At 63.0% G+C, this 11,051-nt stretch carries 8 protein-coding genes; 3 read left to right on the top strand and 5 right to left on the bottom strand.

From position 1 onward, the window contains the following. On the top strand, nt 1–1,220 hold a 1,220-nt coding region (locus AC1DUU_RS11925), incomplete at its 5' end, for a UDP-glucose dehydrogenase family protein (protein WP_476783625.1). A gap of 163 nt (nt 1,221–1,383) precedes the next feature. Further along, nucleotides 1,384–2,280, top strand: coding sequence for a UTP--glucose-1-phosphate uridylyltransferase (locus AC1DUU_RS11920; protein ID WP_476783626.1), 897 nt, complete (start codon nt 1,384–1,386; stop codon nt 2,278–2,280). 60 nt (nt 2,281–2,340) lie between these two features. On the opposite strand, the gene scpA is transcribed toward AC1DUU_RS11920, so the two are convergent. The 4 genes from scpA to AC1DUU_RS11900 all read right to left on the bottom strand — a co-directional run bounded on the left by scpA (nt 2,341) and on the right by AC1DUU_RS11900 (nt 8,675). Beyond that, nucleotides 2,341–4,482 carry a methylmalonyl-CoA mutase gene (gene scpA, locus AC1DUU_RS11915; protein WP_476783624.1) on the bottom strand — a complete coding sequence of 714 codons (2,142 nt, stop codon included), beginning with the start codon at nt 4,480–4,482 and terminating at the stop codon, nt 2,341–2,343. A gap of 64 nt (nt 4,483–4,546) precedes the next feature. Continuing rightward, on the bottom strand, nt 4,547–6,550 hold the full coding sequence (locus tag AC1DUU_RS11910; protein ID WP_476783623.1) for an acetyl-CoA carboxylase biotin carboxylase subunit: 2,004 nt from the start codon (nt 6,548–6,550) through the stop codon (nt 4,547–4,549). An 11-nt stretch (nt 6,551–6,561) separates the two neighbouring features. Continuing rightward, a complete protein-coding gene (locus AC1DUU_RS11905) occupies nt 6,562–8,094 on the bottom strand; it encodes an acyl-CoA carboxylase subunit beta (RefSeq protein ID WP_476783622.1) in 1,533 nt (510 codons plus the stop codon). Continuing rightward, a complete protein-coding gene (locus AC1DUU_RS11900) occupies nt 8,094–8,675 on the bottom strand; it encodes a biotin transporter BioY (RefSeq protein WP_476783621.1) in 582 nt (193 codons plus the stop codon). Before AC1DUU_RS11900 ends, AC1DUU_RS11905 begins: the two co-directional genes overlap by 1 nt. Before the next feature lie 166 nt (nt 8,676–8,841). Here AC1DUU_RS11900 and AC1DUU_RS11895 point away from each other — a divergent pair, with 166 nt between their 5' ends. Beyond that, nucleotides 8,842–10,254 carry a helix-turn-helix domain-containing protein gene (locus tag AC1DUU_RS11895; RefSeq protein ID WP_476783620.1) on the top strand — a complete coding sequence of 471 codons (1,413 nt, stop codon included), beginning with the start codon at nt 8,842–8,844 and terminating at the stop codon, nt 10,252–10,254. 141 nt (nt 10,255–10,395) lie between these two features. Here AC1DUU_RS11895 and AC1DUU_RS11890 read toward each other — a convergent pair whose 3' ends face one another. Continuing rightward, entirely contained in the window at nt 10,396–10,749 is a 354-nt protein-coding gene (locus AC1DUU_RS11890; protein WP_476783619.1) for a DUF423 domain-containing protein, read from the bottom strand. Nucleotides 10,750–11,051: the final 302 nt, after the last annotated feature.

The following is an 11,051-nucleotide window of genomic DNA, read 5'->3' as shown; positions in this document are numbered from 1 at the left end:
GGCTGAACCAGGGTTTCATCCCGATCTTCGAGCCGGGTCTCGAAGCTTTGGTGCGCGACAACCACGCGGCGGGCCGCATCGTCTTCACCACCGACGCGGCACTCGCCGTCAGGCATGGCGAGATCCAGATGATCGCCGTCGGCACGCCGCAGGGCGAGGACGGCTCGGCCGATCTCAAATATGTGCTGTCGGTCGCCGAAGCGATCGGCCGCGAGATGGCCGGCCCCAAGATCGTCGTGACCAAGTCGACAGTGCCGGTCGGCACCGCCGACAAGGTCCGGGCAAAGATCGCCGAGGTGCTCAAGCAACGCGGCCGCGCGGCTCTCACCTTCGATGTGGTCTCCAACCCGGAGTTTTTGAAGGAAGGCTCGGCGGTCGCCGACTGCATGAAGCCTGACCGCATCATCATCGGCACCGGCGACGAGAACTCCGAAATGGTGATGCGCGAGCTCTACGCGCCGTTCAACCGCAACCACGAAAAGATGATCGTGATGGAYGTGCGCTCGGCCGAGTTCACCAAATAYGCCGCCAACTGCATGCTGGCGACCAAGATCAGCTTCATGAACGAGATGGCCAACCTCGCCGAACTGCTCGGCGCCGACATCGAGGAGGTGCGCAAGGGCATCGGCTCGGACCCGCGCATCGGCTAYCACTTCATCTATCCCGGCCTGGGTTATGGCGGCTCGTGTTTTCCCAAGGACGTGCGYGCGCTGATCCGCACCGCCGACACCATCGGCTTCGAKGCGACGCTGTTGAAGTCGGTCGAAGAGCGCAACAATGCCCAAAAGGCGGTGCTGTTCGACAAGCTCGCGGCCTATTTCAACGGCGATCTCGCGGGAAAAACCTTTGCCTTGTGGGGGCTCGCCTTCAAGCCCAACACCGACGACATGCGCGAGGCCCCAAGCCGCGTTTTGATGGAGGCGCTGTGGGGTGCCGGCGCCAGGGTCCAGGCCTACGATCCCGAAGCGATGCAGGAGGCGCAGACCGTCTACGGCCAGCGCGACGACCTTTTGCTCTGCGGCACCAAGGAGGCGGCCTTGCGCGGCGCCGATGCGCTGCTGATCGCCACCGAGTGGAAGAATTTCCGCGCGCCGTCCTTCGAGGTGATCAAGCAGGCGCTTGCAACCCCCGTCATCTTCGACGGCCGCAATCTCTACGACCCGCGCGTGCTCGCCCGCCACGGCATCGATTACATCTCCATCGGGCGCAAGGCAGCCTGACCGCAACATACTGAAATCTTTGTTGATTGCGTATCCCGAGGCAGCCCATTCCGGCTGCCTCAATATTGTCATCAGTTCGGAACAATAGCCGCATCCAACGGTTCTTACCTACACGTAAGAATACGTCCGAAAAGCATGCAAGAACGGGGAGAACTTTATGGCAATCAGGAAAGTCAGGAAGGCCGTCATTCCGGTCGCGGGTCTGGGCACGCGGTTTTTGCCGGCGACCAAGTCTATGCCGAAGGAAATGCTGCCGGTCGTCGATCGGCCTGTGGTGCAATATGCAGTCGACGAAGCACTTGAGGCCGGCATCGAGCACATCGTCTTCGTGACGGGCCGCAACAAGGCGGTCATCGAGGACTATTTCGACCTTCATCCCGAGCTGATCGGYACGCTCGAACAGGCCGGCAAGGTCCACGAGCTCAGGTCGCTGGAGAGCCTGCTGCCGGTGCCGGGTACCACCAGTTTCACCCGCCAGCAGGCGCCGCACGGCCTTGGCCACGCTGTCTGGTGCGCGCGCGACATCATTGGTGATGAACCTTTCGCGCTGTTGCTGCCCGACATGGTGTCGTTCGGCAAGCGCGGTTGYCTCGCCGAGATCATGGAACTCTATGGCGAGACCGGCGGCAACGTCATCGCCGTCGAGCAGTGTGCGCCGCACGAGACCAACAAATACGGCATCGTCGGCAAGGGTGCTGCTGTCGGCTCGGGCTTCGAGGTGACCGCGATGGTCGAAAAACCGAAGCCGGCCGATGCGCCGTCGAATTTCTACATCAATGGCCGCTATATCCTGCAGCCGGAGGTCTTCACGCTGCTGGGCACACAGGCGCGCGGCGCCGGCGGCGAGATCCAGCTGACCGATGCGATGGTTCGCCTTGCCACCAGCCAGGCCTTCTTTGCCCGGCCGTTCGCCGGCCGGATGTTCGACTGCGGCTCGAAGGAAGGTTTCATCCAGGCCAATGTCGCTTTCGCGCTCAAGCGCAACGACCTCAAGGGCACGGTGCTCGAAGCCTTGCGCGAGATGATCGCCGAGCACGACCGCGAAAACATGCCGACCTGATCGGAAAAAAAAGGCCCGCTTGTCGTCGGCAAGCGGGCCTTTTTTATTTTCTAAGCCGGCTTACTCGTTGCGGCGCTTGCCTTCCATCAGGTCGAGCACGGCGCGCGCGGCATCAAGCACATTGGTGCCGGGACCGAACACGGCTGCGACGCCATGGTCGAGCAGGAACTCGTAGTCCTGGCGCGGGATGACACCGCCGACCACCACGATGATGTCTTCAGCGCCCTTGGCTTTCAGCGCCTCGACCAGTTGCGGGGCGAGCGTCTTGTGGCCGGCGGCCAAAGACGACATGCCGACAACATGGACTTTGGACGCGATTGCCGTATCGGCGGCCTCGCCGGGTGTCTGGAAGAGAGGTCCGGCAATGACCTCGAAGCCGATGTCGCCGAAGGCCGAGGCGATGATCTTGGCACCGCGGTCGTGGCCGTCCTGGCCGAGCTTGGCCACCATGATGCGCGGCTTTTCGCCTAGTGAGCCGGCAAATTGTTCGAGTCGCGACACCAGCGTCTTGAATTCCGGTTCGCCGTCATAGGCCTGGCCATAGACGTTCTCGACGACTTCGGGCACCGCAACATGATCGCCAAAGGCGCGGCGCATGGCGTCGGAAATCTCGCCGACAGTGGCGCGCGCCCGGGAAGCCTCGACGGCGGCGGAGAGCATGTTGCCTTCGCCGCTGCGGGCGACCTTTTCGAGTGCTGCCAGTGCTGCCTCGACGCGGCTGGGGTCGCGCTGGCGTCGGGTGCGCTCGATGCGCTCGATCTGCGACAGGCGCACGGCGGAATTGTCGATCTCGAGGAAATCGTGATGGTCTTCCTGCTCGAGCCGATACTTGTTGACGCCGACGATGACCTCTTCGCCCTTGTCGACGGCGGCCTGGCGGCGTGTCGCCGCTTCCTCGATCATGCGCTTGGGCAGGCCTGTTGCGACCGCCTTGGTCATGCCGCCCATGGCCTCGACTTCCTCAATCAGCGCCCAGGCCTTTTCGGCGAGGTCGTTGGTCAGGCTCTCGACGTAGTAGGAGCCGGCGAGTGGATCGACGACCTTGGTCACGCCCGTTTCATGCTGGAGGATCAACTGGGTGTTGCGGGCGATGCGCGCCGAAAATTCGGTCGGCAAGGCGATCGCCTCGTCGAAGGAGTTGGTGTGCAGCGACTGCGTGCCGCCAAGTGCCGCCGACATCGCCTCGAAGGCGGTGCGCACGATGTTGTTGTAGGGGTCCTGCTCCTGCAGCGACACGCCAGAGGTCTGGCAGTGGGTGCGCAGCATCAGCGACGAAGCCTTCTTGGGCTCGAATTCGGCCATGATGCGCGACCAGAGCAGGCGCGCGGCGCGCAGCTTGGCCGCTTCCATGAAGAAGTTCATGCCGATGGCGAAGAAGAACGACAGTCGTCCGGCGAACTCGTCGACGTTGAGCCCCTTCTTCAGCGCCGCCCGCACATATTCGCGGCCGTCGGCGAGCGTKAAGGCCAGTTCCTGCACCAGCGTCGAGCCGGCTTCCTGCATATGGTAGCCGGAGATCGAGATCGAATTGAACTTCGGCATCTCCTTAGCCGTGTACTCGATGATGTCGGCAACGATCCGCATCGAGGGCTCGGGCGGATAGATGTAGGTGTTGCGGACCATGAATTCCTTGAGGATGTCGTTCTGGATGGTCCCCGACAGTTTTTCGCGCGAGACACCCTGCTCCTCGCCGGCGACGATGAAACTGGCGAGGATCGGGATAACCGCGCCGTTCATCGTCATCGACACCGAGATCTTTTCGAGCGGGATGCCGTCGAACAGGATCTTCATGTCCTCGACCGAGTCGATGGCGACGCCGGCCTTGCCGACATCRCCTTCGACGCGCGGATGGTCGCTGTCATAACCGCGATGGGTGGCAAGGTCGAAGGCCACCGACACGCCTTGCTGGCCGGCGGCGAGCGCCTTGCGGTAGAAATTGTTGGACGCCTCCGCCGTCGAGAAGCCGGCATATTGGCGGATGGTCCAGGGACGGCCGGTGTACATCGTCGCGCGCGGACCGCGCAGGAACGGCGCGAAGCCCGGCATGGAATAGAGATTGTCGATGCTGGAAAGATCGTCGGCCGTGTAGAGCGGCTTGACGTCGATGCCTTCGGGCGTGTTCCAGACAAGCGTATCCGGCGACGCCTTGATCTCGCGTTCGGCGAGCTTTTTCCACGATTCAATCGATGGTTTGTCGGTCATTGGGGCCTCCTCAGGCGCCGGTGTCCTCCCCACAAGGGGAAGAGTGAAAGTGCCTGGACTTCCATCACTCGAATTCCATGATCAGCTCGTCGACGGCCAGGCTTTCGCCTGCGGTCGCAGCGACGCGCTTGACCGTGCCCTTGCGTTCGGCGCGCAGCACGTTTTCCATCTTCATCGCTTCGACGGTCGCCAGCGACTGGCCGGCTTCGACCTCGTCGCCTTGCTTGACCAGGATCGACGTTACCACGCCCGGCATCGGGCAAAGCAGCATCTTTGAGGTGTCGGGCGGCAGTTTTACCGGCATCAGCTTGGCGAGTTCGGCGACGCGCGGGCTGCGCACATGCGCCACCACGTCCATGCCTCGCCAGCGCAGACGCCAGCCGGTGCCCGAACGCGAGGTCTTGACCCCGATCGAGTTGCCGTCAACGGCGAAGTTGGCGTGCAGATGGCCGGGCAGCCAGTCGCTCGACACGGCCAGCGAGGTACCATCGTCGAATTCGACAACCGTGCCGTCGGCACCGTCCCTGACGTGCAGCGGCAGCGTAAAGCCGCCAAGCGTCACCACCCAGTCGGCACCCACCGGGCGCTGGTGATTCGCAAGCGCGCCGGAGATCTGGGCACCGCGACGCTGCATCGACAAATTGATCAGTGCTGCCACACCGGCAAGCTTCGTAGCATCGGCCTCGGCAGGCGCGACGCCGGCGAATCCGTCGGGATATTCCTCGGCGATGAAGGCGGTGGTGATGGCGCCCGAGCGGAAGCGCGGATGATCCATGACGGCCGACAGGAACGGCAGGTTGTGGCCGATGCCTTCGACCTCGAAATCGTCGAGCGCGCGGCCCATGACCTCGATGGCAGTGGCCCGGTCCGGCGCCCAGCTGCACAGCTTGGCGATCATCGGGTCGTAATACATCGAGATTTCGCCGCCCTCGAAGACGCCGGTGTCGTTGCGGACAACCGTGTCGTCATCGCGCTTGCCTTCGACCGGCGGGCGGTAGCGGGTGAGGCGGCCGATCGACGGCAGGAAATTGCGGTAGGGGTCTTCGGCATAGAGCCGGCTTTCGATCGCCCAGCCGTTCAGTCTCACGTCGCTTTGGCCAAAGCGCAGCTTTTCGCCTGCGGCAACGCGGATCATCTCCTCGACGAGATCGATGCCGGTGATCAGTTCGGTCACCGGATGCTCAACCTGCAGGCGGGTGTTCATCTCGAGGAAGTAGAAGTTCCTGTTACCATCGACGATAAACTCGACCGTGCCGGCCGAGAAGTAGCCGACCGCCTTGCCCAGGGCCACGGCCTGTTCGCCCATCGCCTTGCGGGTTTCGGCGTCGAGGAACGGCGACGGCGCTTCTTCGATGACCTTCTGGTTGCGGCGCTGGATCGAGCATTCGCGCTCGCCGAGATAAAGCAGATTGCCGTGCTGGTCGCCCAGCACCTGGATCTCGATGTGGCGCGGCTGGGTGACGAATTTTTCGATGAAGATGCGGTCGTCGCCAAACGACGATTTCGCCTCGTTCTTCGATGACTGGAAGCCTTCGCGCGCTTCGGCGTCGTTCCAGGCGATGCGCATGCCCTTGCCGCCGCCGCCGGCGGAGGCCTTGATCATCACGGGATAGCCGATCTGGTTGGCGATCTTCACCGCCTCATTGGCGTCCTCGATCAGGCCCATATGGCCGGGAACGGTCGACACGCCTGCGGAGGCCGCGATCTTCTTCGACGTGATCTTGTCGCCCATCGCCTCGATCGCAACCGGGGGAGGTCCGATGAAGGCGACGCCCTCGGCCTTTAGCGCCTCGGCGAAGTTCGAGTTCTCCGAAAGAAAGCCATAGCCGGGATGCACCGCATCGGCACCAGTCTGGCGCACCGCGTCGATGATCTTCTGGATGACGATGTAGGACTGGTTCGAGGGCGCCGGCCCGATATGGACGGCCTCGTCGGCCATCTTCACATGCAGCGCTTCGCGGTCGGCGTCGGAATAGACCGCGACCGTTGCGATACCGAGTTTCTGGGCCGTCTTGATGACCCGGCAGGCGATCTCGCCACGATTGGCGATGAGGATTTTCTTGAACATGTTTGACCTGCTCACAAAGGTATCGTGTCGTGCTTCTTCCACGGCGCTTCGGCCTTCTTGCCGCGCAGGGCGGCGAAGGCGCGGGCGATGCGGCGGCGCGACGAATGCGGCATGATCACCTCGTCGATGAAGCCACGCTCGGCGGCGACGAAGGGATTGGCGAAGCGTTCTTCATATTCCTTGGTGCGCGCGGCGATCTTTTCGGGATTGCCGAGTTCCGAGCGATAAAGGATCTCGGTCGCGCCCTTGGCCCCCATGACCGCGATCTCGGCGGTCGGCCAGGCGTAGTTGATGTCGGCGCCGATATGCTTGGACGCCATGACGTCATAGGCGCCGCCATAGGCTTTTCGGGTGATCAGCGTGACCATGGGAACGGTCGCCTGCGAATAGGCGAACAACAGCTTGGCGCCGTGCTTGATGACACCGCCATACTCCTGTGCCGTTCCCGGCAGGAAGCCCGGCACGTCGACCAAAGTCAGGATCGGGATCGAAAATGCGTCACAGAAACGAACAAAGCGCGCAGCCTTGCGCGACGAGTCGATGTCGAGGCAGCCGGCCAGCACCATCGGCTGGTTGGCCACCACGCCGACGCTCTGGCCCTCGATGCGCATGAAGCCGGTGATGATGTTCTTGGCGAAGGCTTCCTGGATCTCGAAGAAATCGCCTTCGTCGGCAATCGCCAGGATCAGCTCCTTCATGTCGTAGGGCTTGGCCGCGCTGTCGGGGATCAGCGTGTCGAGACGCTTCTCCAACCGCGCCGGATCGTCGTGGAACGGCCGCACCGGCGGCTTCTCGCGATTGTTCAGCGGCAGGAAGTCAAACAGCAGGCGGACCTGCTCCAGCGCTTCGACGTCGTTTTCATAGGCGCCGTCGGCGACTGACGACTTTGACGTGTGGGTGCGCGCACCGCCGAGTTCTTCCGCCGTGACGATCTCGTTGGTGACGGTCTTCACCACGTCGGGACCAGTGACGAACATGTAGGAACTGTCGCGCACCATGAAGATGAAGTCGGTCATGGCAGGCGAATAGACAGCGCCCCCAGCGCAGGGGCCCATGATGACGGAGATCTGCGGCACCACGCCCGAGGCGTCGACATTGCGCTTGAACACGTCGGCATAGCCGGCGAGCGAGGCCACGCCTTCCTGGATGCGGGCGCCGCCGGAATCGTTGAGGCCGATGACAGGGGCGCCGTTGCGCACCGCCATATCCATGATCTTGCAGATCTTTTGGGCATGGGTCTCCGACAGCGAGCCGCCGAGCACGGTGAAGTCCTGGGAGAAGACATAGACCAGGCGGCCGTTGATTGTGCCCCAGCCGGTAACGACGCCGTCGCCCGCCACCTTCTGCTCGGCCATGCCGAATTCGGTGGTGCGGTGGGTGACATACATGTCGAACTCTTCGAAGGAGCCTTCGTCGAGCAGGACGTCGATGCGTTCGCGCGCCGTCAGCTTGCCCTTGGCATGCTGGGCGTCGATGCGTTTTTGGCCACCGCCGAGACGGGCCTCGGCGCGGCGGGCTTCAAGCTGTTCGAGAACGGCGCGCATCAGTTCATGCCCTTTGCGGAAAGCCACTTCCAGGCTGCGGGGAAGGCGAGGGCCGCAAGCACGGCCTTGGCGATGTCGCCCGGGATGAAGGGATAAAGGCCGAAGGCCAGCACAGGCTTGTCGAAGCCAATGACGGAGCCGAGCCAGAGCAGGCCGGGGACGTAGATCACGGCGCCGGCAAGCAGAGCAGCCGCCATGGCCGAAAGCGCGTTACGGTCCCAGCCGCGTTCGGCCAGCCAGCCGGCAAGCAGGGCTGCGGGCAGGTAACCCAGGAGATAGCCGCCGGTCGGCCCCATCATGTAGGCGAGGCCGATGCCTTTTTCCGGCGTGCCGGCGAAAACAGGCAGGCCAAGCGCGCCCTGCATGAGGTAGAGCGCGACGGCTGCCCCGCCACGCACCGGACCGAGCGCCAGGCCCAGCCCGATCACGACAAGCGTCTGCATGGTCATCGGCACGGGATAAAACGGCACCTGGACCTTGGCCGACAGCGTCAGAAGCAGCGAACCTGCGACGACGGCAACGACATCCATGGTGCTGAGCCGGCTGGTTTGCCTGTCGGCAACGGCTTGGTAGAGCGTCATGAGCTTTCTCCCGCGCTACGAGTTTGAAAAACAATGGCCTCTCGCCGCGTCAGCGGCAAGCAGCGAAGTTGGCGCAATAGCCCCATGGCGCGCGCAGGAAAACAGTTGAAAGTGTGCGAAAGCGTAATATACAAATTCGAGAACTGTAAATTGCGAATTTGCAAACATGGTGTCACGCAAACTCTATATCGGCCGCAAGGTGCGCGAGCTGCGCGAAGCCAACAAGCTGACGCAGGCGAGCTTTGCCGAACGCATCGGCATCTCGACAAGCTATCTCAACCAGATCGAGAACAACCAGCGCCCGGTTTCGGCCTCCGTCCTGCTTGCGCTCGCCGAAAAATTCCAGATCGACATCACGGAGATTTCGCAAGGCGACGGCGACCGGCTGTTGTCGGCTCTGTCAGAGGCACTCAGCGATCCGCTGTTTGAGAACTATGCGCCCAATCTGCAGGAGCTCAAGCTGGTGACGCAGAACGCACCGGGTTTTGCCCGGGCGCTGATTTCGGCGCACCAGGCCTATCGTCGCAACAGCGAGCAGCTCGCCAGCCTCGACGACACACTCGGCAAGAGCATCGGCCTGACCGAGCCGACGCCCTATGAGGAAGTCCGCGACTTCTTCCATTTCGTCGACAACTACATCCACAGTCTGGACCTCGCCGCCGAGCGGCTGGCCCATGAACTCGGCATTGGCGAGCGCGACAGCTATGCGGCGCTGGCCGGACATCTCGAAAGCCGTCATGGCGTGCGCATCGCTCGTGCTGACGCCAATGATGACGCGCTCAGGCGCTTCGATCCCAAGTCGGGCGTGCTGTTCCTCAACACCTATTCGCCGGTCGCCACCCGCAGTTTCCAGATCGCTTTCCAGATCGCCGAGATGGAGATGGAAGCAGAGGTTGCGCAGATCGCGCGCACCGCCGATTTCCGCACCAGCGAGGCGCTGGAGATCTGCAAGATGGGCCTGCGCAACTATTTCGCCGGCGCACTGACCTTGCCCTATCAGGTTTTCATGAAGGCGGCGGGCGAGTTGCGCCACGATCTGGAACTGCTTGCGGCGCATTTCGGCGCCAGCATCGAGCAGGTGGCGCATCGCCTCAGCACCTTGCAGCGGCCGGGCCACAAGGGCGTGCCGATCTTTTTTGCCCGCATTGATCGTGCCGGCAACATCACCAAGCGCCATAGTGCCGCCAAGCTGCAGTTCGCCCGCTTCGGCGCGGCCTGCCYGCTGTGGAACGTGCATCAGGCCTTCGAGACGCCGGGCCGGATCATCCGCCAGCTCGCCGAGACGCCCGATGGCGCGCGCTATCTCTGCATCGCCACGGAGATTTCCAAAGGCGGCGGCGGCTTCAACGCGCCGCATCGCCGTTACGCCATCGCACTTGGCTGCGAAGTCGCCTACGCCCGGGACTTCGTTTATGCCGACGGGCTGGAGTTGGGCAGCAAGACCGCCTTCGACCCGATCGGCATTTCATGCCGCATCTGCGAGCGCACCAATTGCCAGCAGCGCGCCGTGCCGCCGCTCAAGCGCAAGCTGGTGATCGACAAGGACGTCAGGCATCCGTTGCCGTATCGGATCAGCTGACGCTGAATTGCCCCTCACCCTTACCCTCTCCCCGTGAAGGACGGGGAGAGGGGGCGTCAGCGTTGCGGCCATCCTCCTTCTCCCCGTCCTTACGGGGAGAAGGTCCGGCAGGGGATGAGGGGCAACTCGGCCCTGATTGACCTAGTCCTTGCGGGAAAGTACCGCGCCAACGGCAAGCATCAGCCAGCCCAGGATCATTCCGGTGCCGCCCAAGGGAGCCGCGAATGGAAACAGCCGCTGGCCGAGATATTCGCGGGCCAGAAGATCACCGGAAAACAGCAGGACCGCCACTAGAAGAATGGCTGCGCCAATGTGGAGAATTCTGCTGCCGGCGACAACCAGCGACAGTGCGATCAGGGCAGGGGCGTGGAAAAGCAAGAAATTCGCCGCGGTTGCGACATTGACGCTGCCGCCATGGGTTGCCGCCGCCGACAGCGCCACGCCCGCAGCACCAAACAGTGCGCCTGCCGCAAATAGCACCCTGTCAAACTTCATTCGTTCGCTCCCGTCTTCACTTGGCGGTAGCATATAGCTTCGGCGCCACGAAATGACCTGGGCTAGTTGCGCCGATTGCCGCAGGATGGCCGCTTTCCTGTGGACCTTGAACAGGCGCGGCTGATTGGCCGTTTGGCGTTCTGCCCCGCAGTCACTATGTTCGCGCACCGTTCAACAGGCACCAGGATTCCATGGCTGGCGACAACAGGAAAATCGCCGCGATCATCGCGGCCGAGATCAATGCGAAGCCCGAGCAGGTCGTGGCCGCCGTCGGACTGCTCGACGAGGGTGCTCGACGAGGG

It is taken from the genome of Aminobacter sp. P4_H6_2, from assembly GCF_056400805.1.
This window is presented reverse-complemented; position numbering and strand designations above follow the sequence as displayed.